This window comes from Paraburkholderia sp. BR13444 (assembly GCF_040948755.1).
In the GTDB taxonomy this organism is placed as follows: Bacteria; Pseudomonadota; Gammaproteobacteria; order Burkholderiales; family Burkholderiaceae; genus Paraburkholderia; species Paraburkholderia youngii.
On sequence record NZ_JBFPKM010000004.1, the window covers coordinates 33,684 to 59,546 of the forward strand.

General features: G+C 64.3%; 26 protein-coding genes. 12 read left to right on the top strand and 14 right to left on the bottom strand.

Annotated elements, in window-relative coordinates; all coding sequences use genetic code 11:
- Window positions 1–5: 5 nt before the first annotated feature.
- Window positions 6–293, bottom strand: coding sequence for a hypothetical protein (locus AB3X95_RS12705; RefSeq protein ID WP_176106799.1), 288 nt, complete (start codon window positions 291–293; stop codon window positions 6–8).
- 451 nt (window positions 294–744) lie between these two features.
- Between AB3X95_RS12705 and AB3X95_RS12710 the strand changes: the two genes are divergently transcribed.
- Entirely contained in the window at window positions 745–1,266 is a 522-nt protein-coding gene (locus AB3X95_RS12710) for a lecithin retinol acyltransferase family protein (protein WP_176125855.1), read from the top strand.
- Window positions 1,267–1,306: 40 nt separating this feature from the next.
- On the top strand, window positions 1,307–1,558 hold the full coding sequence (locus tag AB3X95_RS12715; RefSeq protein ID WP_018435181.1) for a hypothetical protein: 252 nt from the start codon (window positions 1,307–1,309) through the stop codon (window positions 1,556–1,558).
- A 4-nt stretch (window positions 1,559–1,562) separates the two neighbouring features.
- Here AB3X95_RS12715 and AB3X95_RS12720 read toward each other — a convergent pair whose 3' ends face one another.
- The gene (locus tag AB3X95_RS12720; protein WP_184225266.1) at window positions 1,563–2,441 is read right to left on the bottom strand and encodes a LysR family transcriptional regulator; all 879 of its coding nucleotides are present in this window, start codon (window positions 2,439–2,441) and stop codon (window positions 1,563–1,565) included.
- 339 nt (window positions 2,442–2,780) lie between these two features.
- Here AB3X95_RS12720 and AB3X95_RS12725 point away from each other — a divergent pair, with 339 nt between their 5' ends.
- Window positions 2,781–3,272, top strand: coding sequence for a DUF4126 domain-containing protein (locus AB3X95_RS12725; protein ID WP_368621509.1), 492 nt, complete (start codon window positions 2,781–2,783; stop codon window positions 3,270–3,272).
- An 81-nt stretch (window positions 3,273–3,353) separates the two neighbouring features.
- Here the strand turns inward: AB3X95_RS12725 and tehA are convergent, their stop codons facing one another.
- The 3 genes from tehA to AB3X95_RS12740 all read right to left on the bottom strand — a co-directional run bounded on the left by tehA (window position 3,354) and on the right by AB3X95_RS12740 (window position 6,418).
- Window positions 3,354–4,379: a dicarboxylate transporter/tellurite-resistance protein TehA gene (gene tehA / locus AB3X95_RS12730; protein WP_368621510.1), complete on the bottom strand. Its 1,026-nt coding sequence runs from the start codon at window positions 4,377–4,379 to the stop codon at window positions 3,354–3,356.
- Window positions 4,380–4,556: 177 nt separating this feature from the next.
- Window positions 4,557–4,907 carry a response regulator gene (locus tag AB3X95_RS12735; protein ID WP_176106793.1) on the bottom strand — a complete coding sequence of 117 codons (351 nt, stop codon included), beginning with the start codon at window positions 4,905–4,907 and terminating at the stop codon, window positions 4,557–4,559.
- A 5-nt stretch (window positions 4,908–4,912) separates the two neighbouring features.
- A complete protein-coding gene (locus AB3X95_RS12740; RefSeq protein WP_368621511.1) occupies window positions 4,913–6,418 on the bottom strand; it encodes an RAD55 family ATPase in 1,506 nt (501 codons plus the stop codon).
- Window positions 6,419–6,633: 215 nt separating this feature from the next.
- On the opposite strand from AB3X95_RS12740, the gene AB3X95_RS12745 reads away from it, so the two are divergent.
- Window positions 6,634–7,680: a phytoene/squalene synthase family protein gene (locus AB3X95_RS12745; RefSeq protein WP_368621512.1), complete on the top strand. Its 1,047-nt coding sequence runs from the start codon at window positions 6,634–6,636 to the stop codon at window positions 7,678–7,680.
- Between the two features lie 104 nt (window positions 7,681–7,784).
- Window positions 7,785–8,033 carry a hypothetical protein gene (locus AB3X95_RS12750; protein WP_176106790.1) on the top strand — a complete coding sequence of 83 codons (249 nt, stop codon included), beginning with the start codon at window positions 7,785–7,787 and terminating at the stop codon, window positions 8,031–8,033.
- A 195-nt stretch (window positions 8,034–8,228) separates the two neighbouring features.
- Here AB3X95_RS12750 and AB3X95_RS12755 read toward each other — a convergent pair whose 3' ends face one another.
- From AB3X95_RS12755 to AB3X95_RS12790, 8 genes are all read right to left on the bottom strand, one after another.
- Window positions 8,229–8,543 carry a DUF4148 domain-containing protein gene (locus AB3X95_RS12755; RefSeq protein WP_184225261.1) on the bottom strand — a complete coding sequence of 105 codons (315 nt, stop codon included), beginning with the start codon at window positions 8,541–8,543 and terminating at the stop codon, window positions 8,229–8,231.
- 196 nt (window positions 8,544–8,739) lie between these two features.
- Entirely contained in the window at window positions 8,740–10,302 is a 1,563-nt protein-coding gene (locus AB3X95_RS12760) for an alkaline phosphatase family protein (protein ID WP_368621513.1), read from the bottom strand.
- Window positions 10,303–10,453: 151 nt separating this feature from the next.
- Window positions 10,454–11,146, bottom strand: a complete 693-nt coding sequence (locus AB3X95_RS12765) for a hypothetical protein (protein ID WP_176366281.1) — start codon at window positions 11,144–11,146, stop codon at window positions 10,454–10,456.
- On the bottom strand, window positions 11,146–11,628 hold the full coding sequence (locus AB3X95_RS12770; RefSeq protein ID WP_368621514.1) for a glycoside hydrolase family 108 protein: 483 nt from the start codon (window positions 11,626–11,628) through the stop codon (window positions 11,146–11,148). The genes AB3X95_RS12765 and AB3X95_RS12770 overlap by 1 nt, the downstream gene beginning before the upstream one ends.
- Before the next feature lie 53 nt (window positions 11,629–11,681).
- A complete protein-coding gene (locus AB3X95_RS12775; RefSeq protein WP_368621515.1) occupies window positions 11,682–13,157 on the bottom strand; it encodes a tetratricopeptide repeat protein in 1,476 nt (491 codons plus the stop codon).
- A gap of 285 nt (window positions 13,158–13,442) precedes the next feature.
- A complete protein-coding gene (locus AB3X95_RS12780; protein WP_176106784.1) occupies window positions 13,443–14,306 on the bottom strand; it encodes an ABC transporter permease in 864 nt (287 codons plus the stop codon).
- A 16-nt stretch (window positions 14,307–14,322) separates the two neighbouring features.
- Window positions 14,323–15,117 carry an ABC transporter ATP-binding protein gene (locus AB3X95_RS12785; RefSeq protein ID WP_026228638.1) on the bottom strand — a complete coding sequence of 265 codons (795 nt, stop codon included), beginning with the start codon at window positions 15,115–15,117 and terminating at the stop codon, window positions 14,323–14,325.
- A gap of 39 nt (window positions 15,118–15,156) precedes the next feature.
- Window positions 15,157–16,176 (bottom strand): ABC transporter substrate-binding protein, encoded by a 1,020-nt coding sequence (locus tag AB3X95_RS12790; protein WP_176106783.1) that lies wholly within the window; start codon window positions 16,174–16,176, stop codon window positions 15,157–15,159.
- A gap of 331 nt (window positions 16,177–16,507) precedes the next feature.
- On the opposite strand from AB3X95_RS12790, the gene AB3X95_RS12795 reads away from it, so the two are divergent.
- From AB3X95_RS12795 to AB3X95_RS12815, 5 genes are all read left to right on the top strand, one after another.
- Window positions 16,508–17,185, top strand: coding sequence for a response regulator (locus AB3X95_RS12795; protein ID WP_013092490.1), 678 nt, complete (start codon window positions 16,508–16,510; stop codon window positions 17,183–17,185).
- Between the two features lie 2 nt (window positions 17,186–17,187).
- On the top strand, window positions 17,188–18,573 hold the full coding sequence (locus tag AB3X95_RS12800) for a sensor histidine kinase (RefSeq protein ID WP_176125845.1): 1,386 nt from the start codon (window positions 17,188–17,190) through the stop codon (window positions 18,571–18,573).
- Window positions 18,574–18,699: 126 nt separating this feature from the next.
- Window positions 18,700–19,740 (top strand): ABC transporter substrate-binding protein, encoded by a 1,041-nt coding sequence (locus AB3X95_RS12805; RefSeq protein ID WP_368621516.1) that lies wholly within the window; start codon window positions 18,700–18,702, stop codon window positions 19,738–19,740.
- A gap of 50 nt (window positions 19,741–19,790) precedes the next feature.
- Window positions 19,791–21,173, top strand: a complete 1,383-nt coding sequence (locus AB3X95_RS12810) for a sensor histidine kinase (protein WP_368621517.1) — start codon at window positions 19,791–19,793, stop codon at window positions 21,171–21,173.
- A 31-nt stretch (window positions 21,174–21,204) separates the two neighbouring features.
- Window positions 21,205–21,900: a response regulator transcription factor gene (locus AB3X95_RS12815; RefSeq protein WP_176125842.1), complete on the top strand. Its 696-nt coding sequence runs from the start codon at window positions 21,205–21,207 to the stop codon at window positions 21,898–21,900.
- Window positions 21,901–21,981: 81 nt separating this feature from the next.
- Here AB3X95_RS12815 and AB3X95_RS12820 read toward each other — a convergent pair whose 3' ends face one another.
- Window positions 21,982–22,821, bottom strand: coding sequence for a DNA-binding transcriptional regulator (locus AB3X95_RS12820; protein WP_184225255.1), 840 nt, complete (start codon window positions 22,819–22,821; stop codon window positions 21,982–21,984).
- Window positions 22,822–23,041: 220 nt separating this feature from the next.
- Between AB3X95_RS12820 and AB3X95_RS12825 the strand changes: the two genes are divergently transcribed.
- Together AB3X95_RS12825 and AB3X95_RS12830 are read left to right on the top strand one after the other, a co-directional pair.
- Entirely contained in the window at window positions 23,042–24,904 is a 1,863-nt protein-coding gene (locus AB3X95_RS12825) for a bifunctional 3-(3-hydroxy-phenyl)propionate/3-hydroxycinnamic acid hydroxylase (protein ID WP_368621518.1), read from the top strand.
- 1 nt (window position 24,905) lies between these two features.
- Window positions 24,906–25,856, top strand: a complete 951-nt coding sequence (locus AB3X95_RS12830) for a 3-carboxyethylcatechol 2,3-dioxygenase (RefSeq protein WP_176125839.1) — start codon at window positions 24,906–24,908, stop codon at window positions 25,854–25,856.
- Window positions 25,857–25,863 lie beyond the last annotated feature (7 nt).

Consider the following 25,863-nt stretch of genomic DNA (forward strand, 5'->3'; position numbering starts at 1 on the left):
AACGGCTACACCATCTGGTTTCGGTTGCGTGCGTCCGGAGACACGGTGAGGGTCGCGTTCGCGCCGGTGTTGCGTACGTCGACCGACTGGAACTGGTTGATCATCTGGTTAGCATAGAAGTTGTTGGAGACCTCGTACAGATTGACCACCGGCCCAATGCTAGGCGTTTGCGGCACGTACGGCTGAATCCAGCCATAAATCCATGGCGCGCCGCCGCCACCGCGAATCGCCGCCATCGCTTTGCGATCGAGCGCGAGGTTCAGCGAGAGGTCGTTCAATTTGATGCAGGACATATCGTTCTCCGGTTGGCCGCGTGTGCAATGTGCGCGGCTGAATGGACCCTGCACCCGACGGTGCAAAGGCCATGCCAATCGGGGGCGGATTCGGCGCGAAGCTCGCAACGCTTTGACTGGCGTGCGTTTCGCGGCTCTACCTCGAAACGCGGCCGACGCAATCGGTCGGTTCGTGGCCAACAAGCCCGCCTTCGAACAGGTGTAGGACCCAACACATTCAGGCGGGTCCTCTTACGTTTTCCATTCACCTGAAGCAGCGCGCGACACGGCTCGCAAATGAGCGTCGCGCGCCAACAGATCAGCGCGATTTCTGTTGGTCTCGTACTGACATCTGCCTCTTCAGAAAACCGCTCGATCGGCCGTCAAGCCCGTAAACACGGGCCTTCCGGCAACTGGCCCGGATGATGCAAAAGCTGTCGCAACAGTGTTGGAAATGCGAACGAGGCCAGCCATGAACACCCAAACGCTCGATACCCGCGACGACGAACCGCAATCCGCAGCCGCTCGTGACACCACATCATCGACGATCGATCTGCCGATCGGCGCGCATCTGGTTACGCAACGCAATGGCTACGAACATCACGGCATCTATGTCGGCAACGGCCGCGTCGTGCACTACTCGGGCTTTGCGGGTTCCGCGCATCGCGGCCCGGTCGAGGAAGTCGAACTGGCGCGCTTCGCCGCTGGCCATTCGATGTCGGTTCGGGCGACGCCGAGCGCGATCTACGTCGGTGCCGAAGCAGTGAGCCGCGCGCGCTCCCGCCTCGGCGAAAACCGCTATCGCCTGCTGACCAACAACTGCGAACACTTCTGCGCGTGGTGCCTGCTCGGCGAAAGCCGCAGCGAACAGGTGGATTGCTGCCTGCGCCATCCGAGCACGGGCGTGCGCGCACTGCTGTGCCTCGTGAAGGCGTTTGTGGAGAGCGGGGCGAGGAACGATCACCGCGCGGCGCAACTCGCGCAATTCGCGTGAACGCAGCGCGCGGGGAACGGAGCGATTCGAGGAGAACATCATGGTTGCCGCGGAAAAGAGCTTGCACTGGGCCGTCGACAAATGGCTCGCGCCCACGCCGTCGATGCCCGCGCGCGTCGTGCGGTTCTGCCATCGCGCGTCGCAACAGCAACGCTATGTATGCGTGCAGGCGTTGAAGCCGGAAGGATTGTTGTCGATCTTCTTCTTCCGCCACGGCGACGGTTCGTGGAACGTGTTCCCGCCGCAAGCCGAGCGGCCCGCGATGAACGGGTACGGCCGTACGGCCGCGTAGCAACTCAGGCGTGACCCGCGGTGGCAGCTTCCTTGGCGAGCCACTGACTGAACAGCAACATCGCCGGCGTCATCGGCTTGCCCTTCAGGCAGGTCAGCCAGTAGCTGCCCGCCTTCACCTCGACGTCGAACGGGCGCACCAGACGCCCGGTATTGATCTCCCGTTCGAACATCAACGCAGGCGCGAGCGCGATGCCCGCGCCTTGTATCGCCGCCTCCACCATCAGCCGCGACGAATCGAACACCGGCCCGCGCACCGGCCGCGGCGCGATGCCCGCGGCCGCGAACCAGTTGATCCAGTCGTCCATGCGGTACGAGCGCAGCAGCGTTTCGTTGGCGAGATCGTCGGGCCGCGTGAGGCGCGCGGCGATCTCGGGCGTGCAGAGCAGCGCGAGCGGCGCGTCGAGCAGCTTGGTGGCGAGCGAGCCGGGCCAGGTGCCGTCGCCGAAACGGATCGCGAAATCGAGGCCTTCGGTCGCGAGATCGACGAGGTTGTTATTGGTCAGGAGCCGCAGTTCGACGAACGGATGCGCGTCGCGAAACGACTTCAGGCGCGGCATCAGCCAGCCGACCGCGAACGTGCCGACCACACCGACCGTCAGCACCTCGTGGAAATGCCCGCCGTCGAACTGCTTGAGCACCGCCTCGATACGATCGAACGCGTCGGACAGCACCGGCCGCAGCGCGAGCCCTTCGTCGGTCATCGCGAGGCCGCGCGGCAAACGCTTGAACAGCGCGGTGCCGAGCCGCTCTTCCAGCGAGCGGACCTGCTGGCTGACCGCGGCCTGGGTCACGTTCAGCTCTTGCGCGGCGCGCGTGAAGCTCAGATGCCGCGCGGACGATTCGAACGCGCGCAGTGCGTTCAGCGGGAGGTACGGTCTCATGGTGCAGATACAAGCTTTTCTTGTGAGTGGGCTAACTTATCACCATCGGCCCGCTTCGCCGACTCCCTGGCTGTTATTCGCCAGTCGAATTGTGCGACACTAGGGCCACATCGACGGGGGCAATCGCCGGCCCGGCGCCGCGCGAGGCGCGCGGCGGCGAGTCGGCAATCAAGGTCCGGCAATTGTGAGCAACGGTGAATGGCCGCCGCGGATTGCCTCGATGTAGGTAGTGAGAAGTTGACTGTCCAGATGGAATGCTCGACATGTTCTGCCGACGTTCGTCCAGGTAAGCCGTCGGCTCGTGCAACCTTGCATCAGTGCCCTCGATCGGAGTCCGCTATGTCCGTGTACCTTCTGGCCTTGCTCATTGGCGTCGTCGCCGGCCTTCGCGCGATGATCGCCCCCACCGCCGTCAGCTGGGCAACGCGCCTGGGATGGCTGCCGCTGCAAGGCACGTCGCTCGCGTTCCTCGGCGCCGCGGCCACGCCATATATCTTCACTGTGCTGGCGGTCATCGAACTGATCACGGATCAATTGCCCGAAACGCCGAGCCGCAAGGTGCCGCTGCAGTTCGGCGCGCGCATCGTGCTCGGTGCGCTGAGCGGCGCTGCGATCAGCGGCGTGCATGGGGGCCTCGCGGGCGGCGCGATCGTCGGGGTGCTGGGCGCGGTGGTCGGTGCGGTAGGCGCGGTGATCGGCACGCTCGGCGGCGCGAAGGTGCGCAGTTCGCTCGCGAGCATGTTCGGACGCGATGCGCCTGCGGCGCTGATCGAGGACGTGGTGGCGATCGTCGCGGCCGCGTTGATCGTCGTGTCGATGCACGGCTTCTGATACGAACGCAAACCCAAACACAAACGCGAACGCGGCGGCACGCTTTGCGCGTCGCCGCCGCGTTCGGTCGCTGCCTGCCGCTTATTGAACCCGGGCGATTCGCGCGGCCGTCGCGACTTGCTTGACCGGCGCGGTCGCCGCCGTCGAACCCGCCGCCACCGGCGGAATCAGCTTGCCTTGCACGAGCAGCTGAAGCGTCTTCACCACCAGAATCGCGATGATCGCGTTCGCCACCACGAATAGAACCGGCGCCGAGAATTCGATTGGACCCGTTGCGCCGCGTTCGACGAGACGCAGCGCCATCGTCGGCAATGCCGCTACGCCGAAGCTGAACGCCCAGTAGCCGGGCACGAACGCCTGTTGGCGAATCCACGGCAGCAAACGCAGCAGCATCAGCGCTTGAAACAGGCCGTAGCCGAGCAGCGCGAAGGCGAACAGATCGGGCGTGCCGCTCGTGAGGCTCAGATACGCGACACCACCGACGACCGGCGGCGCGAGCTGCACGCCGAGGGTCGGGCGCAGCGCTTCGGGCAGCGGTTCATGCACGGCGGCGCGATGCAGGATCATCGATTCGAGCGCGAGCCACGCCAGCACGCCGCCGCCGAAAAACAGCTCGCCCAGTTGATGGAAGCCGAATGCTGCCGAGCTCGTCGCCGCGACGAAACCCGCTCCGACCGTCGGCAGATAGATCGCCGGCGTGGTCAGTTCGGGCTTGCGGCCGCCTTGCCATAGCCGGCCATGTAGATAGACCCCGAGCCCAAGTTGCGCGACCGCCGCGATGCCGTATAGCGTCAGCGCGATGATGTGCGCGTACGGCTGCAGCAGTTGCGCGGCGAGCAGCGTCGAGATCGGCGCGAGCGCGACGAACGACGACTGCACCGGGTGGTCCAGTTCGGCGCGCGCGTCGGCGGTCTGCGCGAACCACTTGTGCGCGTACGCGAACAGAATCACGACCCAGACAGCGAGCGCCGCGACCGTCACTACGCTGCCCGCGACGGCCGGCAAATGCCACAGGCGGATTGCCACGCGCCACAGGTTGGCAAGCGCCAACGAGCCCACCGCGATACTGAAGAAGCCAGCGGGAACCGCACCACGATTGCTGTTCATGACGACCTCCGAAAGTTGCGTCGCGCTGCGGGTTGCTGTCGATGCGCGATCGATGGCGTACTGTAAAAGGCCGCGGAGAATCGCAGAACGCTGCAAACGCTCGACAAATGGCGCGAGCGTCTCAAGCTGTGCTTTTAGCGGGAAAAGAGGCAGAGAAGGCAGGGAGGGAGCCCAGCGTCAACCGCCCATGCGCACCAGCATCGCCAGCAACTGGTCGAACGACAGCGGCTTGCGCGCGTACGCGATGTGCGGATTGGGCTGCACCGGAATGTCCGATGCGGCACTGCACAGGATGATCGGAATATCGCGCAGCTCGGGGTCCTCGTACAGCGCCGCGCACAGCTGGAGGCCCGACATGACCGGCATCATGCAATCCGACACGATGATGCCGGGCCGGCTCGAGCGGACCAGTTCGAGCGCGACGGCGCCGTTCGACGCGGTCCGCACCGCATAGCCGTGTCGTTCCAGCAGCAGCCGCCACACCGTGAGGATGTCGAACTCGTCGTCCACCACCAGAATGGTTTTCATGGCGGCTAGGTTTTTCGCCGCGATTGCAGCGTGGCCGACAGGCCCGGCGTCGGTTGGATGCCGGCGGCGCCGGGCGAGCCCTCGATCACGTCGAGTCCTTGCGACGAAATCGACAGTTCGCGCAGTGACGTGTCGTGCGCGCTTTCGCGTTGCTTGACCACCGAAATCATGCGCCGCAGTCCTCCTTCGGTCTCGGCGTAGCGCAGCAGCACGAGGTTCTCGGTCAGCGCCGACACGCGCACGGCCTTCGCGTGGGCCGGCTCGCTGTACAGCGGCAGCTCTTCGGTGACGAGCGTCGTGACGGCCGCTTCGCGCAACTGATGCAGTAGTGCATTGAGGAACAGGCCGAAGCGCTCGGTGCGCAACGCCGAATCGCGAAAGCCCTCGACGCCGTCGATCACGATGCGCGTCGCGCCGATCTGCCTGACGGTGGCGAGCGCTTTCGCTGCGATTTCGTCGATGGCGAGTTCGATCGCCGGCTGCCAAAGCACGACCAGACGGCCGTCCTGCCACGCATCGGCAAGCGGGATCGACACCGCTTCGGCTTTGCCGATCAGGCGCTGCGGCCCCTCGTAGAAGCCGAGATACACGCAGCGTTCGCTGCGTGCGAGGCCGGCTGCGAGGAACTGCAGGCACAGCAGCGTCTTGCCGACGCCCGACGGGCCGATCAGCGTGGTCGTCGAGCCTTGCGCGAAGCCGCCGCCGAGCAGATTGTCCAGGTGCGGCAAGCCGAAGCCGAGCCGTGCTTTCAGATCGACGGGGCCCGGTTGCGGCGCGCACTGCGCTTCGAGGCGCGGGAACATCAGCAGCCCGCTGCCGGCGATGCGGAAGAAGTGCTTGCCCATCCGATGATCGCGCGCACGCATCTTGTGCACTTCGATCTCGCGCGCGCGGCGCATGCCGTCGTGATAGCGGTTCAGCTCGATCAGACCATCCACCAGCGTGTGCTCGGGATGCGGCTCGTTGCCCGACAGCGGCGCGAGCAGCAGCGTCGTGCAGTCCATCGCGGCGACCAGCGCGTTCAGCTCGTGGATGAACTTCGACAGCGACAGCTCGGTTTCGCTGAATTCGCGCGCGCTGCGAAAGCCGTCGACGATCATCAGGCTCGGCCGGTAGTCGTAGATGCTCGACGCGATCAGCTTGAGGAAACCGTCGAGGCCGTCCTGCATCAGCTCGTGATAGCCGGACACGAACAGCATCTGCTGCGCGACCGCGGTTTCGTCGAAGAAGCTCAGGCCTTTCAGGTGACCGAGCAGCTTGTCGTGCGATTCGGCGATGAGCGTCATGTACAGCACTTTCTCGCCTTGCCGTACCCGATGAAAGCCGATCTGGCTGGACAGGATCGTCTTGCCGGCGCCAGCCATGCCCTCCAAAAGATAGACGCCGCCGCTCACCAGACCGCCGCCGAGGATTTCGTCGAAACCGGGCACGCCGGTTTCGACATTGCGTCGGGCCGCGTCAGGCCGGGCCGCGTCAGACAGGCGGGAGGTGTTCGATGCTTCGGTAGTCATGGTTGATGTGTCTTTCAAAGTGCAAGCGACGGCCTGGTCGTGACCGTCCCCTGGTTAACCCCGTCGTGGCAGCAATCCCCGTTCCCGCTCGCGATTAGCGATGTCGCACGGCGCGGGAGCCCGTTGCAGGCGACATGACGGAGAGCGCGTATACAATTCGGCAGCGCCTGATCCCCGCGGGCTTTCACCCGCCTATTTGCCAACCAGTCCAACTCATGCCGAATTCGACCCGGGCCTTTCTTCTCGGTCCGCTCCTGAAAGGCGTTTCACGCTCCTTCTATCTGACGCTGCGCGTGCTGCCGATCGGCATGCGCGATCCGATCGGCCTTGCATATTTGCTCGCGCGCGCCGCGGATACCATCGCCGACACCTCGCTGATCGCGCCGGGCCAACGCCTCGAATTGCTGCTTGCGTTGCGCGATCAGGTCAATGGCGTGGCTGTCGATAGTGCGCCGTTCCAGCGCATCGCCGCCGAAGTCGCGGGTCAGCAGACGCAGTCGGATGAAAAGCTGCTGCTCGAATCGTTGAACCCCGCGCTCGGCGTGCTCGCGCAACTGAGTGAGTCCGACCGCCACGCGGTGCGCGCGATCGTCACGACGCTGACCGAAGGCATGGAATTCGATTTGCGCACGTTCCCCGACGAACGCTCCGGCCAGATCGCGGCGCTGCGCGAATACGGCGAACTCGATCGCTATACGTATCTGGTCGCGGGCTGCGTCGGCGAGTTCTGGACCACGATGACTTACGCGCACATGCCGGGCACGCTGAAGGAGCAGCCCGACACGATGAAGCAGCGCGGCGTGCGTTTCGGCAAGGCATTGCAGATGACCAACGTGCTGCGCGATTGCGGAAAAGACTTGCGCATCGGCCGCTGCTATCTGCCGCAGAGCATGCTCGAGCGCCACGCTCTAAGCGCGCGCGATCTGCTGCAACCGGCCAATTCGATGCGCGCGCGGCCGCTGCTCGTCGAACTACTGCGCAAGACGCTCGATCATTTCCGCGCGGCGCTCGACTATACGCTCGCGATTCCGGCGAGCGCGGTGCGCTTGCGGCTCGCCTGCCTGTGGCCGATCCTGATCGGCCTCGACACTTTGCTGCTGCTCGCGGATAACGACGCGTGGCTCGATCCGGCGAAAGTGTCGAAGGTGACGCGCGGTGACGTCTATCGGATCATCGCGTCGTCGCTGCTGCTGGTGCCATCGAATGCCTTGGTGCGCAATGCGATCGATAGCCGCATCGCGCGGATCGAGGCTCGGCTGTAGGCATAAGCGATTTATTCTGGATCATTGAAACGTCAACAATCGGGAAAGCCCTAGGCCACTGCATTCGCGCTTCGCGTTAGTCTTTTCGAAAAGGAGACGAACCCATGCGACAAGCGTTCAATATTGCGTTGGTGCTTTTGCTTGGCTATTTGATGGCGGATCGGGCGTTGATGCGTGCGCAGGCGGGCGAGGTCGGCACGATTACGTGTCACCAGGGCGCGGCACTCGTTAAATCGGACGCGTTGAAAAAGGGCTTTGGTGACGCTGGCGCGAGCGCGCAGAGCGAGAGCTTCCTGTCGAGTTGCCTCGTGACCGGGCGTGGCCAGGTCGGCGATCTGATCGCGCGCGAGTGAGCGCCGGCAGCTGAGGATTCGTCACGGCGCACGCATAGCGCCGCGAAAAAGCGCCCAGACCGTGAAGGCCCGGGCGAAGTCATCGGGAACCCGATGACGGAGGTAACACATATGAACTGGCCCGCGCTCGGAGATACCCGAGCAGCGGGCCAGTTCATTTGAATCGGGGTGCGCGTCGCAAGGACGCGCCATCGCTTACTGACCGAAGTAGACCGACTTCGGGCCACTCATCGGAGCCGCACGGCTCGTTTGGGCCGTACCGCTCACCACACCACCGAAGCCGGTAGCGGCTTGGCCGCCGCCGTTTTGCGCGTCGACGCGGGCTTGCGCAGCCTGGATGTCAGCCGGGTAGTGCGGGTCGGCGTGACCAGGTTGATAGCCGGCCTTTTCCAGTTGGACCAGCTCGGCGCGCACTTGAGCGCGGGTCACGGGCTGGTTGGCTTGTGCGAAAGCAGCGGCCGGAGCGGCGACAGCGACGACGATGACAACAGCTTGAATCAGCGATTTCATGATACTTACCTCCAGTTCAGGATTTTTGTCTTGCTGCGAACGTGCTTGTTCGTAGTCAGTGATTGCATTGTAATTTGGTGAACTTGGCAGAGTAAGTCGTGATGCGACTAATGTTTGTTGCGAATCTTGATATAAAAGCGCGGAACTTTCAGGGTTAACGCGTAGACGTTCTTTGCGCGGCCGGCAATGCGGAGTGCTACTTCTCCGAGACCGGACTGACGGCCGAGGGTGTTGCCATTGCCGTTGCCGGTGCCGGCGCGTCGTTTCGCGCGATGCCCGGCGTCGCGGCACGCACCGATTGCCGCAGGCGTGTGAACGCCTGACTCGTGCGCGCATCACGCTGGTCGCGTGCGTCGTAGAAGTCCTTGCTGAGCCACTGGCCGAGACTCGTCATCAGCGAGCCCAATGCGCTCTTGAAGCGCACCCACGCATTGCCGGTGCGCGCCAGTTGTGCGGCCCCCTCGACCGCCTCGGCGGCGAGCCGGTCCAGTTCCGCGTGCAGAAAGTCGGCGAAGTGATGCAGGCCTTGCTGATTGCCATTCGACGATTTGCGCTCCAGCTCGACGTGCTCGGCAATCAGCGATTGATTGGGCACGCGAATAAACGCCGGCGTATCGGCGCGCGCGCCGCCGTCACGGCGAATCGCCACGCCGAGGTTCGCCGATGCCGCGGTGCGCTCGCCGAGCGGTGGCATTTGCCACTTGTCGCACAGGTATTTCAACAGGCTGCAATGATCGAATCGTTCGTTGCATACGCCGGCTTCGCACCACGGTGACACGAGGATCGCGGGAACGCGTACGCCGAGTCGTTTGAAATCGAAGCTCGTGGTGTGGCCGTCGGGTGCGACTGCGTCGGCCGGCGGCGATACGTGGTCGTAGAAGCCGCCGTGTTCATCGTAGAGGACCACCAATAACGTGCGCTCCCACAGCGCCTGATTCGAGCGCAGCGCATTGTAGGTGTCCGCGATCAGCTTCTCCGCCTTCATGATGTTGTGCGGCGGATGATCGTCGTTCTGCGCTTCGCCGAAGTACTTCGGCTCGATCAGCACGAATTGCGGGAATTGGCTGGCGGGTCCCGCTGCGTCCTCGAAGAACTTGTCGAAAGAGCGGTAATTCGCGAGGTTTTGCGCGCGTCGCTGGTTCTTCAGCAGCAGTGACGCGGGGAAGTCATAGAAATAGACGCTCCATGTTTTGCGCGCGGCGTTCAAGCGATCGAAAATCGTGTCCTGATCCTGCTCGGTGTACCAGCGTGGATTGAGTCCGTCGAGCCCCGAAGGCATGTCGATCTCGCCTTTCGACGTACCCGTCAGCGCGAAAAAACGGTTCGGCCACGTGGGCCCCGGCAATGAAGAGAACCACCGGTCACACACGGTGAATTGCGAACCGAGCGTATGCAGCGCGGGCAGAAAGCCGAGCGGGTAATAGCCCATCACGTCTTGCCGCGCGACGAGGCTGCTCTTCGGGTAGTCGTTGACGAACGAACGCACGAAGCCGCTGTTGTCGGCGGCGATCTGATCCATCACGGCCTTGTGCTCGTGATTCGGATCGTGCTTCATCTGCCGCTCGCGCGTCGCACGCGGATAGAAGGTATTGCCTTGACCGTCGGCGTTCGATTTGCCGGCCGCGTTGCGCACCCCGTCCAGTTTGTCGTGCACGGCGTCGAGGCAGCCGAGCATCTGGTCGAACGAGTGATTCTCCATCAGCAGCAGCACGACATGTTCGATCGGATCGTTCTGCGCGTTCGGCTTGACCTCACTCATCTTGATCGCTCCACTCGGGACGGGATGGATTTCGCGCTTGCCAACTTAGCGCAAAACGCGTGCTGGCGAAAGAGCTCTGCATTGAAACGGACCTGCACGCGACGCTCGGCGTATCTCGTCGCGTGCATGATTCGCTCAACCTGGCATGGACTCAACTGCCGCCAGAGAAGATCGGACCTTGCCCGCCCGGCGCGAACGACGGGAAGGGGTCGCCGGACGGCGCGACCGCCGCCGGTGCATGCGCTCCCGGCTGCGACGCCGGTTCGCGCAACGTCAACGCGCTATCGGCCGTGATCGGTACACTCGGCTTCGCGAGCAGCTCGGTCTTGCGCATCGAGCCGACCGACGTGCCGAAGTAATAGCCGATGATGCTGATCCACGCGGTTCCCAACGCGCCGACGATCACGTTGACGAGATCCTTGTTGGTGCCCGGCAGAGGCTGAAACGCCATCAGCAGCAGAATGCCGAAGAAGCCGGTGGTGACGGCCATCGCGAGCACCTTCGGGACCCAGTCGCGATTGGCGACACCCATCGCGCGTGCATTCGCGGTATCGCTCGTGGCGATGCGGGCCATGTCGGCGTCGTGCGCGAGGCTCGACTGCGCGGCCGTCACCGTCAACTGCTGCAATTGCAGCGAGTTAGCGCTCTCGGCCTGGCGAAGTTTTTCGAGTGCGCCGGGGTCGTTCAACGCGGGTTCCACGAAGGCAGGGTCGCTCGGCGTGCCGAGCGCGTGCGAGATGATCGCGGCGGCGGCGGTCACGCCGAGGCCGACCGGACCACCCACGAGCCCGGCGAGAAGCGGGGCGGTGCTGCTGATGTTCGTCGCTACTTTAGACCAGTCCATCATGCTGCTCCCAGGAGAAGATTGGCTGCCATCCGTTCGGTCCAGCCGCGGCTGAAACTCGGCCACGAATGCAGATTGCGCAGGTACCGCAGACGATACGCGGCGAAGCGCATCACGAACTTCATCGGGTCGGCGTTCTTGACCGCATCGAGCGTGTCGGGGCCGAACTTGCCGTCTTCCTTCGCGCCGGACGCTTTCTGCATCCACAGCACGACGAGGCCGCCGTTGTAGTTCGCATCGAAAATCTGAAAGGCCACGCGCGGATCGAGTTCGTCGAGATGCAACGGGTCCCAGTACCTGCGCTTGGCGATCTGATGGGCGGTTTCGAGCGGCAGGTCTTTCATCGCGCCGTTATAGCCCTCGCTGCGCGCGACGCGCGCCGTCACACCCCACATCGTTTCGCCGCCCGGATCGGCCGGATTGAAGCTGTACCCGCCTTCGTTTCCGATCAAGGCTTTGAATGCATTTTCGAAACTGTCCATCGAACTGTCTCCTGTTCGGCTGTGTTGCCAACTCAAATGGCGATGCGCGCGGCTCAGGCCGCTCGCATCGCCTGTCCTACGGCGTCGCGTACCGTGTCGAGCGAGGCCCGCAGCGGGTACGACGTCATCGGATTCGAAACGGGCTTGACGCGCGGGTCGGGCCTCGATGTCCGGGTGCCGGCCTCGTCGGGCGATGCGTCCGTCGAGAGCGCCAGCTCGCGTTCGCGCGCCGACAGCGTGGCGGCGTCGAGCTGCAATGCCTGTGCGTACTTGCGCGCGGCCTCGCGCAGAGCGCCTTTGTGTTCCAGCGCGCGGCCCCATTCCGCATACGACGGCGCGAGATCGGGCCGCAACGCGACGGCGCGCGAGAGCTTTTCGATTGCTTCGTCGTAGTGGCCGGTCTTGACGAGCGCCTCGGCCCAGTCGTGCAGCGTGTCGACGGATTCCGGGTTCATCTCGGCGGCCCGCCTGAATGCGTCGAGCGCTTCGCGGTCGTGCCGGTTCGTATGCAACAGCACATCGCCGAGCAGTCGCAGGTTTTCAGCGGTGCGCGACGTTTCGTTCGCGCCGGTCCGCAGTTCCTCGAGCGCATCGTCGATGCGGTTCTGCTGTTCGAGCGCGATGCCGAGACTCGCGCGCAGCACGGCCGAGTCTTTGTACTGGGTCAATGCTTCGCGGATCTGCTGCTCGGCTTCTTTCGAGCGCTGCTGACTGTCGAGCAACCACGCCTTGCCCGCGACCGCCCATTGGGCCTGTTCGGACGAGGGCAGCGCGAGGACTTCGTCGTAGATCCCGACGATCTCGCGATAGTCGCATTGCGCGAGCGAACATTTGGTCTTCTGCACCTGGGTGAACAGATGACTGGCGAGGATGTTGGGTTCGGCGAGGCGCATCGCCGTGGTTGCGATGTCGTGCACGAACTTTTCGAGGTCGCGCCCTTCGAACGGCACCGCGCTTTCGCGGCCGTTGAACGGGCCGTGTTCTATCTGCACATGCGCGACATACGAATCCGCGCTGTTGTTCGTCTTCGTGATGCCGACGTGCACGGCGACATCTTCGCGCTGGAGCAGGCCTTTGATGAAGCGCACCGTCGTCGCATACGACATCTCCTGACCCGGGATCTGGATGTCCTGCTGCGCGTCGTTGCTGGTCATCGTGTCGTGCGGAATCGATTCGGCGTCTCGCCCGATCTCCTTCATCGCCGACATGATCCGCTCGGCGACAAAGTTCGACGTATAGCCGCGCTCGGTCAACGCTTGCGGCGTCTCCACCGGCGGCACCAGCAATTGACGCGTGAGCACGCCGCGCGCGACGAGGCAGATCGAACCGATCGTCAGCAAGATGACCAGCCACGGCAACACATATGGCCAGAGCCGCTTCGGCCCGCGGCCGATCACACTGGCGGTATGCAAGCCGAACAGCACGAATCCGCTGGAATGATGACGATGGCGGCGATTCGCGGCGTTGGCGCGTATGACCGCACCGCTGAACCCGTTCATCGACCGACGTTGACCCTGTGCACTCGACATGACCCACCTCGCTTCAATCGGCGACCGATGTTGGCGACCGCCCGACTTGCGCGGTGGGTATGCATCGAACGTGCCATGCCGCACGGGACGGGCTAGCAGGCCGCTTTTGGCTTGCGGTGAGGGGATTGAAAGCAGGAAGTGTTGCGGGCCGGCCAACGTATCGGGAAAAACAGTTCGCCGGCGGAAGACAGAATGCGGGCTGGCAAATAAAAATGCCGCTCAGTCCGGCAGACTGAGCGGCATCGGTGAAGCGAACTACTGTTTGAGGACTTGCGCTGCGGCGGCTTAAACCGAACTCGGCCGCCACTTCAACAATCGATGCTCCACCGCGGTCAACAGGTAGTCGGCGGCAAGCGCGACCACCGCCAGCACGATCATCGCCGCGAACACGCCGCTCGCATTGAACGCGCCCTGCGCGGTGGAGATCAGCAAACCGATACCCTGCTTCGAGCCGAGAAATTCGCCGACCACCGCGCCGACCAGCGCGAAGCCGAAGCTCACGTGCAGGCTCGCGAGAATCCAGCTCAGTGCCGACGGAATCACGACCGAGGTCGTCACCTGGCGGCGCGACGCGCCGAGGATCTGCGCATTCGCGATCATGTAGCGGTCCGCTTCGCGCACGCCCTGGAACGCGTTGGCGAACACCACGAAGAACACCATCACGACCGCGAGCGCGACTTTCGATGCCATGCCGAGCCCGAGCGCGATCACGAACACCGAGCCGAGCACGACGCGCGGAATCGAGTTGGCGATCTTGATGTAGAGGCTGAACACGTCGGAGAGCAGCTTGTTGCGGCCGAGCACGATGCCGCAGACGATGCCCGCGACCGAACCGATGATGAAGCCGAGGCCTGTCTCTTCGAGCGTGACCCACACCTGCGTGAGCAACGGACCTTGCGACGTGCCGTTCACGAACCAGTCGACGATCTGTTCGAAGATCGCGCTCGGCATCGAGAAGAAGAACGGGTCGATCCACTTCAGGCGCGCGGACAGTTCCCAGCCGCCGAGCACGACCACGAGCACCAGAATGCGCAGCGAAATCACCAGAACCTGGCGCTGGCGGATCTTCTTCTGCGCGATACGCTCGACGTGAGCGAGCGACGCGGCGTCGATGCCCGAGGGCATCATCTGTTGAGAGGGTGTAGACATGTTTGCCGTTCCTTGATTAACCGATCTGCACTTCTTCGCGCAGGTCATGCCAGATATCGCGCGAAATTTCGATGAAACGTGAGTCGTAGCGGATCTCCGACGTGACACGCGGTCGCGGCAGATCGATTTCGTAGACTTTCTTCAGCGTGGCGGGGCGCGCGGTCAGCACGAACACGCGGTCGGCGAGCGCAATCGCTTCCTCGAGGTCGTGCGTGACGAACACGACCGAGCCGACGCCGCCCCACAATTGCAGCAGCTCGTCCTGCATCAACGTGCGCGTCTGCATGTCGAGCGCCGAGAACGGCTCGTCCATCAGCAGGATTTCCGGCTTGTTGATGAAGGTCTGCGCAAGCGCGACGCGCTTGCGCATGCCGCCGGACAGTTGATGCGGATAGTGCTTGCCGAACTTGTCGAGGCCCACGCGGCGCAGCCATTCGTTCGCTTCGTCGTAGGCGGCCGATTTCGAACGGCCGCGATAGAGCGGACCCGCCGCGACATTGTCGAGCACCGAGCGCCACGGAAACACCGCATCGGCCTGGAACACGAAGCCGATGCGCGGATCGATGCCGTCCACCGGCGCGCCCATCACGCGCACTTCGCCGGTGGTCGGCTTCAGCAAGCCGGTGATCATGCTGAGCGTGGTGGACTTGCCGCAGCCGGTCGGGCCGACCACCGCGACGAATTCGCCGCGTGCCACCGACATGCTGAAGTCGCGCAGCGCGATCGTGGCCTTGCCGTCCGGGGAAATGAAACGGCACGACACGTTGCGCATTTCGATCGCTGGCGTCTCGCGTGACATAGGTTGATTCATCGGCGGGTGCCTCGCAGTTCTGTGAATATGAAAGAAGCGTTACTTCGACGCGGTCTTGACCGGCGCCGACAGGAAGTCGTTGGTGTAGGTCTTGGCGAGGTCGATATGCTTGCCCTTCACCGACGGATTGAATGCGGACAGCACCTTCAGCACCGTGTCCGGGCCGTCGGCGGGCATCTTGCCGTCCTTCGTGAACATCGGCAGCGACGCCTTCAGCGCGCCCACGTACAGGTCCTTGTTGTTGCCGTAGTAGTCCTTCGGCATCTGCGCGGCGATGTCCTCGGCGCTATGCGTCGCGATGAAGTTCAGCGTCTTCGCGAACGCGTGCGACAGCTTCGCCGCGTCGTCCTTGTGCGATTCGGCCCACGCGCGCTGCACGTAGAAGCTCGACGCGGGGTAGGTGCCGCCGAGCGCGGCGCGCGTGCCTTCCACGGTGCGCATATCGACCAGCACCTTCGCGTCGCCGGTCTTCAGCAGTTGCGAGACGGTCGGCTCCGTGGTCATGCCGGCGTCGATGCGGCTTTGCTTGATGGCGGCGATGAAGCTGTTGTCCGCGCCGACCGGCAACATCGTGTATTGCGTCGACGCCACACCGGCGCGCTGCGCGAGGTACTGCGTGAGGAAGCTCGTCGACGAACCGAGGCCGGTCACGCCGAGCGTCTTGCCTTTGACGTCGGCCATGCTCTTCAGCGAATCGGCCGCCTTCGTCGAGACCATTTCGACTTCGCCCGGCACCTGGCCGAAGACGACGAGCGCCTGCACTTCCTTGCCCTTGCTCTGCAGGTCGATCGTGTGATCGTAGAAGCCGACAACCCCTTGCACCGCGCCCGCGAGCAGTTCGTTCTCCGCATCGACACCGGCCGGCTGCGACAGGATTTCGACGTCGAGGCCTTCGTCCTTGAAGTAGCCGAGCTGCTCGGTGAGCTTGGCCGGCAGATAGATGATCTTGGTGGCGCCGCCGACCATGATCGTGATCTTCTCGGCGTGAGCGGCGGCCGAAGCGGCGGCAAGGGCGAAAGCAACTCCTGACACAACGGCAATCTGGCGCAAGGTACGCATGAAGCAGTCTCCTTAGGTGGGTCGCCGCGATCGAGGCGCGGCGCTTTGTGGGTGAATGGCAGCGATTATAGAAACGCGAAACCTTCTGCCAGCTTTCGGGGTTTGGCGCAAAACATGGGTGTTAACCCGACGATGCGCCGACGATGCGCCGACGATGCGCCGACGATGCGCCGACGATGCGCCGACGATGCGCCGACGACGCGTCGAAATTTCGCGCGAATCGCCGCTGCGCTCGCGGCAGCCACAGGCCGTATGCTGTAAACCACACTGCACGCGCGCAGCCCCCTTGTTTTAAGGCACAATCGACGACCTGACTTTTGCCGTACCCGCCATGAAGCTGCTGCTGATCGAAGACAACCCCACGCTTGCGCACTGGCTCGCGAAGATGCTGGAGCAGGAAGCCTTCGCGCTCGACGCCGTGCAGGACGGCGACGAAGCCGACCGCCTGCTGCGCACCAATCACTACGACGTGATCCTGCTCGACCTGAACCTGCCGAAGCTGTCGGGCAAGAACGTGCTGCGCCGGCTGCGTCAGCGCGGCGACGCGACGCCGGTGCTGATCCTGACCGCGAGCGGCTCGATCGACGAGAAGGTGGAACTGCTCGGCGCCGGCGCCGACGACTACCTGGTGAAGCCGTTCGAAGTGCGTGAGCTGATCGCGCGCATCAAGGTGGCGATCCGGCGGCAGTCGCCGTCCAAAGCGAGCGAGGTGGTGTGCGGCGACCTGTCGTTCGACATCGACACACGCCAGTTCACGCTGAAAGGCGCGCCGCTGAACGTGACGCCGCGCGAGCGTTCGGTGCTCGAAGCGCTGATCCTGCGCCTCGGCAAGACGGTGACGAAGCCCGCGCTGGTCGATGCGATCTTCACGCTCGCGGACGAGCCGAGCGAAGACGCGGTCGAGATCTACATTTCGCGTTTGCGCAAGAAGCTCGATGGCAGCTCGGCCGCTATCGTCACGCTGCGCGGGCTCGGCTATCTGCTGCGCAAGCGCGAAGACGACCAGTAACGATGTCCAATAGCCTGCGCATCCGTCTGCTGTGGTGGCTGCTCGTGCCGCTCGCGCTCTATGTGTTCGTGACCGGCAAGACCGAGTACGACAACGCGCGGCACACCGCGAATCTGGTGCAGGACAACCAGCTGGTCGCGTCGGCGCGGATGATCGCGGGCGAGGTCGAATGGAGCGACGGTTTTCTGCGTGTCGATGTGCCGCCCGCCGCCCTCGAGATTTTCGCGTCGCCATATCGCGACCAGGTGTTCTACAGCGTGCGTGTCGACGATGGGCGGCTGCTCGCGGGTACGCCTGATTTCCCGCCGCGTCCGCTGCGCGCGCCCGACGTGCCGGATTCGTACTACACCGAGTTGCACGGCCAGCAGGTGCGCGCGGTCGACATCGTGCGGTTCATGTACGACAACGGCGCGACGCGCCCCGTGCGCGTGACGGTCGGCAAGACCGTGCGCTCGCGCGACGCGATGACTCAACAACTGTGGCGGCCGCAACTCGTGCGCCAACTCGAAATGATCGCGCTGGCGGTCGCACTCGTTTGCATCGGGCTCACGTTCGAGTTGCGCCCGTTGATGAAGGTGAAAGACGAGGTAGCCGACCGCGATCCGATGCAGCTCGAACCGATCCGCGTCGAGCGTCTGCATTCGGAACTGCGGCCTATCGTCGATGCGATCAATCAGTGCATCGCGCGGCTCGGCGTGCAGGTGGCGGCGCAGCGGCGCTTCATCGCGGATGCCGCGCATCAGTTGCGCACGCCGCTCACGCTGCTCGGCACGCAACTGCAGTTCGCGCGGCAGCAGGAAGGCCTGAATCCCGCGCTCGACGAAGCGCTTGCCGCGATGCATCGAAGCAATCGTTCGATGGTCGGTCTCACCAACAAGCTGCTGCTGCTCGCGCAGGCCGAGGCCGCCGACAACTCGCAACTCGCGATGGAACGCGTCGATCTGGTACCCCTCGCAATGGAAGTCGTCGAAGATCTCGGGCTGCTCGCGCAGGCGCGTGAAATCGATCTGGGCGCGGAATTGCACGGCGCGGCGCCGGTGCTCGGACATCGCGGCATGTTGCAGGCGCTGATCGCGAATCTCGCCGAGAACGCGATTCGCTATACGGGCAGCGGTGGCCACGTGACGGTCGCCGTGAGCGCGGATACCGAGGCCAATACGGTGACGGTCAGCGTGACCGACAACGGCCCCGGCATTCCGGCCGAGGCGCGCAGCCGCGTATTCGAGCCGTTCTTTCGCGCGTCGACGGATACGGAAGGCACGGGCCTCGGTCTGGCGATCGTGCGCGAAATCGCGGACGCGCATCACGGCGAGATCGTGCTGAAGGCGGGCGAGGGCGGCAAGGGCGTGGATATCGCGGTGACGTTTCCGCGCGCGACGCCGAAGTGATCGGGACAAACCCGAGGTTCGCGCAACAAATACAGCACTGAAAGCATCGGGAAGGGTTCGGCCCTTCAGAATCACGGGCAGGCGACCCGCGCGGCGCCCAGAGCAAGATAACGGAGACACCCGCAAATGAAGCTTTCCCCGACGCGTTTTTCGCGCGCGGCCTATGCCGTCGTGGCGGCGTCGCTCGCATGGTGCGCGCTCGCGAGGGTGGCGACACCTGCGCAAGCGGCCGAGCCGGAGAAACTCGCGATCATGGTGGGCGGCACCAACAAGCTCATCTATCTGCCGGCGCGTCTTGCCGAACAGCTCGGCTATTTCAAGGCGGAAGGGCTCGACGTCGAACTGCTGTCGCAGCCGACTGGAATAGAGGGCGAGAATGAAATGCTCGCCGGCGCGGTGCAGGGCGTGGTCGGCTTTTACGATCACACGATCGATCTGCAGACACGCGGCAAGGAAGTGAAGACGATCGTCGTGTTCAGCCAGGTGCCGGGCGAAGTGCAACTGGTCGCGGCGAAGTCGGCCGCTTCGATCCGCAGCATGGCCGACGTGCGCGGCAAGACGCTCGGCGTGACCGGGCTCGGTTCCTCGACGAGTTTTCTGACGCAATACCTCGCACAGCGCGCGGGCGTGCCGTCCACGCAATACACGCTGCTGCCGGTCGGCGCGGACAGCAGTTTCATCGCGGCGATCCGGGAAGGACGCATTCACGCGGGTATGACGACCGAGCCGACCGTCACTCAGCTATTGAGGGCGGGCGACGCCAAAGTACTCGTCGATATGCGCAACGTCGACGGCACGCGCGCCGCGCTCGGCGGCATGTATCCGGCGTCGAGCCTCTACGTGCAAAGCACGTGGCTCGACGCGCATCCCGACGAAGCCGCGAAACTCGCGCGCGCATTCGTGAGGACACTGCGCTATATGCATACCCACAGCGCGGAACAGATCGCCGCGCGGATGCCAAAAGAAGACATCGGCAACGACAAGGCACTGTATATCAGCGCGTTGCAGGCTTCGCTGCCGATGTACACCGTCGACGGCAAGATGCCCGCCGACGGTCCGCGGACGGTGCTGAAGGTACTGTCGAGTTTCAATCCGGCGGTGAAGGGGCGGTATATCGATCTGTCGCGCACCTTCACCAACCAGTTCGTCTCCGACGTGAAGCCTTGAAAGCGGGCTGACCGCGTGGGTCGCATCGAGCACAAGAGGATCGGCACATCGTGTTTTCAGGCAGTTTGCGCGGACGCTTGTTGTGGTGGCTGCTGTTGCCGCTGGCGGCATTCGTCTCCATTTCAGTCGTCATTTCATACCGGTTCGCGCAGAACACCGCGGACCTGGTGCAGGACAATGCGCTGCTGTCGTCGATGCGGATCATCGGCGAGGATGTCGACTGGGACAACGGTTCGGTGTCGATCCAGATTCCGCCGGCCGCGCTGGAACTCTTCGAGTCGCCGGAACACGACACGGTTTTCTATCGCGTCGAGGCAAGCGGCCATCGTTTGCTCGCGGGCATCCCCGAGTTGCCGCTGCCGCCGCATGTGAGCGACAAGCCAACGCTTTATTCCACCCATTTCGCCGACGGCCGCGCGGCGCGCGCGGTCGCCTACGCGCGGCAGCTTTACGACTCGGGTCACACCGAGGAAGTGATCGTCGCGGTCGCGAAGACGGAGGGCTCGCGCGACGCGATGGTGTGGCGTCTGCTGCGGCCGCAATTGTCCGGCGAAGTTCTGACGCTGGTGCTGGCGATGGTGTTCGTCTACCTCGGCCTGACCTTCGAACTGCTGCCGCTGATGAGGGTGAAGGACGACGTTGCCGATCGCAATGCGTCGCAACTCGAACCGATTCGCGTCGCGCGTCTGCACGTCGAGCTGAGGCCGATCGTCGAGGCGATTAACCAGTGCATCGCGCGAATGGGCCAGCAGGCCGCGACGCAGCGTCAATTCATCTCCGATGCAGCGCATCAGTTGCGCACGCCGCTCGCGCTGCTGGCCGCGCAGATCCAGTTCGCGCGGCAACGCGATAGCCGCGACGCCCCGCTCGACGAAGCGCTCGCGGGCATGCACAAGAGCAGCCGCAAGCTGACCACGCTGACCAACAAGCTGTTGCTGCTCGCGCAGGCCGAGTCGGCCGCGCCGCTGAACGTGCCGGAGCGGATCGATCTGAGCGCGTTGATCGCGGGCGTGCTCGAGGAGCTGATCGCGTTTGCGCAGTCGCGAGAGATCGATCTGGGCGCGGAGCTGGAAGACGGCCTGTACGTGACCGGTGACGAAGCATTGACCGCGGCCCTCGTGACCAATCTGGTCGACAACGCGTTGCGCTATACGCAGGCGGGCGGGCGCGTCACGGTGCAGACGCAGCGGCGCGAGGGCATGGCGATCGTGCGTGTGATCGACAACGGGCCCGGCATCAAGGCCGATGCGCGCGAGCGAGTGTTCGAGCGCTTCTATCGCGCGTCGACTCATGCGGAAGGGACTGGTCTCGGCTTGCCGATCGTGCGCGAGATTGCGCATCGCCAGGGCGGCAGCGTGACGCTCGAATCGAACGCAGGCGGCGCGGGCCTCGTTGCGACGGTCGAGATGCGCTTATGGCTCGGCGCAACCTGACGTCGCGCGACTCACCAATGAGAGGACAACGATGAAACTGCTGCTCGTAGAAGACGACGCGGACCTCGCGCGCTGGGTGATGAACCTGATGCAAGTCGAGCAATTCGCGATCGACTGGGCGCAAAACGGCGAATGCGCGGAGACGCTGCTCGGTCTGCAATGCTATGACGCGGTGCTGCTCGATCTGCGCCTGCCTGGCATCAGCGGCAAGGAGGTGCTCGCGAGGTTGCGCCGCAAGCGCGACAACGTGCCGGTGCTGATGCTGACCGCGAATGGCTCGACCGACGACAAGGTGGCCTGCTTTTCGGCCGGTGCGGACGACTATGTGGTCAAGCCCTTCGATGCGCGCGAACTGGTGGCGCGCATCAAGGCGCTGATTCGCCGTCAGGCCGCGGGAGACAGAGGGCAGTCGACCGAATGCGGCAATCTGCGTTATCTGTTCGATTCCCGCGAATTCGTGCTGCAGGACCAACGCCTGTCGTTGCGCCGCCGCGAACACGCGATCCTCGAAGCGCTGATACTGAAGCAGGGCAAGACCGTCTCCAAAGCCACGCTGATGGACAAGATCTTCACGCTCGACGAAGAGCCGAGCGCCGACGCGATCGATATCTATATTCACCGGCTGCGCAAGCATCTCGCGGCATCGACCGCGAAGATCATGACCTTGCGCGGACTCGGCTATATCTTGCGCGAAGAAGAACCGCACGAGGCATTTGCGTCTGCCTGAGATGACCGCACGATAGGAGCGCGTTTGCACGCGGTTCCGAGGTGCCAGGCGGATGATTTTGATAAGGTTTCGAAAGCGGCCTCACGAGTTGCGCTCGCGCCCCGTGCGCGTTTTACCCGCTCCGCTCTTCGCGCTGCTCTGCGCCGCGAGTTCCACGACCATCTCACGCGCAGCCGTCTGCAACTCGGGCACATAGCGCCGCTTCGCTTCCGCAAGCGACACCGCGCGCGACAGAAACACCACGTTCAAGCTCGCGAGCACCCGTTCCTCGAACACGATCGCGACGGCGACCGCGCCGATCTTCCCCTGGTCCGCCCAGTCGCCGTGATTCGAACCGAACCCATCCGCGCGCACGCGTCTCACGAGACTGTGGATCAACGCGTCGTTCGACGCGAGCGCCTTCTGCTCCTCGCCGCCCGCGCCCGCGCGCAGCAGATCGAGAATGTCCTCGCGCTCTTCATCGGGGCACATCGCGAAGTACGCGCGGCCCGCCGCGGTCAGCAGCATCGGCAATCGGCGGCCGACCATCGCGCGATGAAACGACAGCGTACTGAAGCGGTGCGTGGTCTCGCGGATGATCATCGCGTCGCCGTCGGGCGTGGTCAGATCGGACGGCCACGCAACACGTTGCAGCAGACGCCCCATGACCGGCGGCGCGATGGTCGCGATGCGTTCGTCGTCCGTGAAGCCTTCGCTCAGCGCGCGCACTTTCAGCGTGAGCCGGAAGCTGTCGTCCGACGCGCTGCGCCGCACGAAGCCTTCTTCCATCAACGTCTCCAGAAGCCGCCGCGCGGTGGTGCGATGCAGGCCGGTCAGCTCGCTGATCTGCTGGCTCGTCGCGCGGCCGCTGTCCATCGAGTTGAGTGCTTGCAGCACCTGCAAGCCGCGCGACAGACCTCGCACATTCGTGTATTTGGTCACTTAAAAACCTCAATTAAATCAGCTATGTGCATTCTATGCACATTTTCCAGATTTTGTTGAGCGTGCAGGTGGCCGGTCCTAGACTGCCAACAAATCAACGATTTCATGGAGACGCGAGCGGTTGCCCGCAGGCGATTTTCGCCGTGGCCAGCGCTGGTTCCCGCCGCCGCGCTCCGTGAATAGCTCGACCCGGTCAATCCGGTCGACATACGGAGACAACATGCCCCAACCGCTCGACCCGGTGGCCGCGCAAGGCCACAGCGGAACCGTCACCACCGACGTCGCGATCATCGGCGCCGGCCCGGTCGGTTTGATGATCGCCAACTATCTCGGCCTGCAGGGCGTACGCGTCGTGCTGATCGAAAAGCTCGAGAAGATCATCGATTATCCGCGCGCAATTGGCCTCGATGACGAAGCACTGCGCGTGTTCCAGTCCGTCGGCCTCGCGGATGCGTTGCTGCCGCACACGACTCCCGATCACTGGATGCGCTTCGTCACCCGCAACGGTCACTGCTTCGCATCGATCGAACCGCGCACCGACGAATTCGGCTGGTCGCGCCGCAACGCGTTCATTCAGCCGCTGGCCGATCGCGTGCTGTACGACGGCCTGCAACGCTTCCCGCACGTCGAGGTGCTGTTCGGCCACACCGTCAACTCGTTCACGCAGGACGGCAGCGGCGTCACGATCGAAGCGGAACACGCGCAGAGCGGCCGCCGCACGATCCGCGCGTCGTACATGGTCGGCGCGGACGGCGGCAACAGCTTCGTGCGCCGCACGCTCGACGTGCCGTTCGAGGGCCGCACGAAACCGAATCAGTGGATCGTCGTCGATGTGCGCAACGACCCGATCGGTTCGCCGCACGTGTACATGCACTGCGATCCACGACGCCCGTATGTGTCGGCCGCGCTGCCGCACGGCATTCGCCGCTTCGAATTCATGGTGATGCCCGGTGAGACCGAGGAAGAGCTGTCGAAGCCGGAGAACATGGCCGCGCTGATCCGCAAGGTCGTCGCCGAGCCGGACAAGGTCGACTACATCCGCAAGCGCGTCTATACGCACAACGCGCGCCTTGCGAGCAGCTTTCGCGTGAACCGCGTGCTGCTCGCCGGCGACGCCGCGCACATCATGCCGGTATGGCAGGGCCAGGGCTACAACAGCGGCATTCGCGACGCTAGCAACCTCGGCTGGAAACTCGCGATGGTGGTCAAGGGAGTCGCCGGCGATGCGCTGCTCGATACCTATACCGCCGAGCGCCGTTCGCATGCGCGCTCGATGATCCACCTCTCCGAAGTGGCGGGCGACATTTTCGCGCCGACGAGCCGCTTCGGCATCAAGTTCCGCGACGCGTTCGTGCGTACGTTCAACTGGTTTCCGGCGGTCAAGCGCTACTTCGTCGAAATGCGTTTCAAGCCGATGCCGCGCTATGAAAGCGGCGTCGTGTTGCTCGCGCACACGCCGCGCAAGCGTGGCTGGCTCGCGCGCGTGCTCGAACGCTCGGGCCATTCCGCGCCGGGCCGCCTGCTCGGTCTGATGAGCGAGAAGCGCGAGTCGCGGCTGGGCCGTCTCGTGTATGGACGCGACCCGCATTGTCATTCGCCGGTCGGCCGCATGTTCATTCAGCCGCGCGTGCGTACGGCGAGCGGCGAGATCGTGCGACTCGACGATGTGCTCGGCAACCGCTTCGCGATCGTCGGCTGGGGCGCGGAACCGACCTTCGGTTTGTCGGAGGAAGCGCGCGCGATCTGGCAGCGGCTCGGCGGCTGCTTCGTGGTCGCGAAGCCGGATACGCAACTGTCTTTTCATGACGACGTGCCAGAAGACGTGATCGCGATCGGCGATGTGAACACGCGGCTGAAGGACTGGTTCACGCGAGTGCCGGAGTCGGTCGTGCTGTTGCGTCCGGATCGTTTCGTCGCGGGCATGGGCTCGCCGCAGCAGGTGTCGCAACTGGTCGTCGATCTCGCGCGGAAGCTGCAACTCGACGCGGCAACGCGTGCGGATGCGGCGAATGCCGGCAACGATGCAGCGTTCGCGCGCGACGCCGTTGCCACTCTCGCAACCGCTGCAACCGCCGGAGCCTGATATGCCGATGCTGCTCGAATGCCTATCGCACACGCCGTTGCACGGCTATTACGATCCCGCGCCCGAAGTCGTCGCCGAAGTCGAGCGTGTGCATGCGGCGGCGCGTGCGCGCGTCGTCGAGTTCGATCCCCAACTGGTCGTCGTGTTCGCGCCCGATCATTACAACGGTTTCTTCTATGACGTGATGCCGCCGTTCTGCATCGGCGCATCGGCGAGCGCGATCGGCGACTTCAAGAGCCTCGCCGGTCCGCTGAACGTGCCCGCCGATACGGCGCTCGAACTGGCCGAAGCGGTGCTCGCGAGCGACGTCGACGTCGCGGTCTCCTACCGCATGCAGGTCGATCACGGTTGCGCGCAAGCGCTGGAGATTCTGACCGGCGGACTCGATCGATATCCGGTCGTGCCGGTGTTCATCAATTCGGTGGCCGCGCCGATGGCTTCATGCCGCCGCGCGCGTCTGCTCGGCGATGCGTTGGGCCGCGCGCTCGCACGCTCGAATCAGCGCGTGCTCGTGATCGGCTCGGGCGGCATCTCGCATGAGCCGCCGGTGCCGGAACTCGCGGGCGCGAGCGAGGAAGTCGCCGAGCGTCTGATCGCGGGCCGCAATCCGTCGGCCGAGTCGCGCGCGGCGCGGCAGGCACGCACGATTGCGGCGGCGCGCGCGTTCACCGCGGGCGACAGCCATCTGCATCCGCTCAATCCCGAATGGGATCGCGCGTTCCTGAAGCTGCTCGAAGACGGCGAGCTCACCGCGCTCGACGGCCTGACCAACAACGCAATCACGCGCGATGGCGGCAAGTCCGCGCACGAAATCCGCACGTGGATCGCCGCGTTCGGCGCGCTGCACGCGAGCGGCCCGTATCGCGCGTCGCTCGATTACTACCGTCCGATCCCCGAATGGATCGCGGGCTTCGGCGCGATGCACGCGCGACCCGTGACTGCCCACGTTTAACCGAATC

Bases quoted from the DNA above. Each gene is read 5' to 3' on its own strand.
- AB3X95_RS12755 (WP_184225261.1), bottom strand. From the start codon at position 8,543: ATGAAATCGCTGATTCAAGCTGTTGTCATCGTCGTCGCTGTCGCCGCT.
- AB3X95_RS12720 (WP_184225266.1), bottom strand. From the start codon at position 2,441: ATGAGACCGTACCTCCCGCTGAACGCACTGCGCGCGTTCGAATCGTCC.
- AB3X95_RS12805 (WP_368621516.1), top strand. From the start codon at position 18,700: ATGAAGCTTTCCCCGACGCGTTTTTCGCGCGCGGCCTATGCCGTCGTG.
- AB3X95_RS12725 (WP_368621509.1), top strand. From the start codon at position 2,781: ATGTCCGTGTACCTTCTGGCCTTGCTCATTGGCGTCGTCGCCGGCCTT.
- AB3X95_RS12760 (WP_368621513.1), bottom strand. From the start codon at position 10,302: ATGAGTGAGGTCAAGCCGAACGCGCAGAACGATCCGATCGAACATGTC.
- AB3X95_RS12715 (WP_018435181.1), top strand. From the start codon at position 1,307: ATGGTTGCCGCGGAAAAGAGCTTGCACTGGGCCGTCGACAAATGGCTC.
- AB3X95_RS12710 (WP_176125855.1), top strand. From the start codon at position 745: ATGAACACCCAAACGCTCGATACCCGCGACGACGAACCGCAATCCGCA.
- AB3X95_RS12815 (WP_176125842.1), top strand. From the start codon at position 21,205: ATGAAACTGCTGCTCGTAGAAGACGACGCGGACCTCGCGCGCTGGGTG.
- AB3X95_RS12830 (WP_176125839.1), top strand. From the start codon at position 24,906: ATGCCGATGCTGCTCGAATGCCTATCGCACACGCCGTTGCACGGCTAT.
- tehA (WP_368621510.1), bottom strand. From the start codon at position 4,379: ATGAACAGCAATCGTGGTGCGGTTCCCGCTGGCTTCTTCAGTATCGCG.
- AB3X95_RS12740 (WP_368621511.1), bottom strand. From the start codon at position 6,418: ATGACTACCGAAGCATCGAACACCTCCCGCCTGTCTGACGCGGCCCGG.
- AB3X95_RS12735 (WP_176106793.1), bottom strand. From the start codon at position 4,907: ATGAAAACCATTCTGGTGGTGGACGACGAGTTCGACATCCTCACGGTG.
- AB3X95_RS12750 (WP_176106790.1), top strand. From the start codon at position 7,785: ATGCGACAAGCGTTCAATATTGCGTTGGTGCTTTTGCTTGGCTATTTG.
- AB3X95_RS12795 (WP_013092490.1), top strand. From the start codon at position 16,508: ATGAAGCTGCTGCTGATCGAAGACAACCCCACGCTTGCGCACTGGCTC.
- AB3X95_RS12790 (WP_176106783.1), bottom strand. From the start codon at position 16,176: ATGCGTACCTTGCGCCAGATTGCCGTTGTGTCAGGAGTTGCTTTCGCC.
- AB3X95_RS12705 (WP_176106799.1), bottom strand. From the start codon at position 293: ATGTCCTGCATCAAATTGAACGACCTCTCGCTGAACCTCGCGCTCGAT.
- AB3X95_RS12785 (WP_026228638.1), bottom strand. From the start codon at position 15,117: ATGAATCAACCTATGTCACGCGAGACGCCAGCGATCGAAATGCGCAAC.
- AB3X95_RS12765 (WP_176366281.1), bottom strand. From the start codon at position 11,146: ATGGACTGGTCTAAAGTAGCGACGAACATCAGCAGCACCGCCCCGCTT.
- AB3X95_RS12800 (WP_176125845.1), top strand. From the start codon at position 17,188: ATGTCCAATAGCCTGCGCATCCGTCTGCTGTGGTGGCTGCTCGTGCCG.
- AB3X95_RS12770 (WP_368621514.1), bottom strand. From the start codon at position 11,628: ATGGACAGTTTCGAAAATGCATTCAAAGCCTTGATCGGAAACGAAGGC.
- AB3X95_RS12825 (WP_368621518.1), top strand. From the start codon at position 23,042: ATGCCCCAACCGCTCGACCCGGTGGCCGCGCAAGGCCACAGCGGAACC.
- AB3X95_RS12775 (WP_368621515.1), bottom strand. From the start codon at position 13,157: ATGTCGAGTGCACAGGGTCAACGTCGGTCGATGAACGGGTTCAGCGGT.
- AB3X95_RS12780 (WP_176106784.1), bottom strand. From the start codon at position 14,306: ATGTCTACACCCTCTCAACAGATGATGCCCTCGGGCATCGACGCCGCG.
- AB3X95_RS12745 (WP_368621512.1), top strand. From the start codon at position 6,634: ATGCCGAATTCGACCCGGGCCTTTCTTCTCGGTCCGCTCCTGAAAGGC.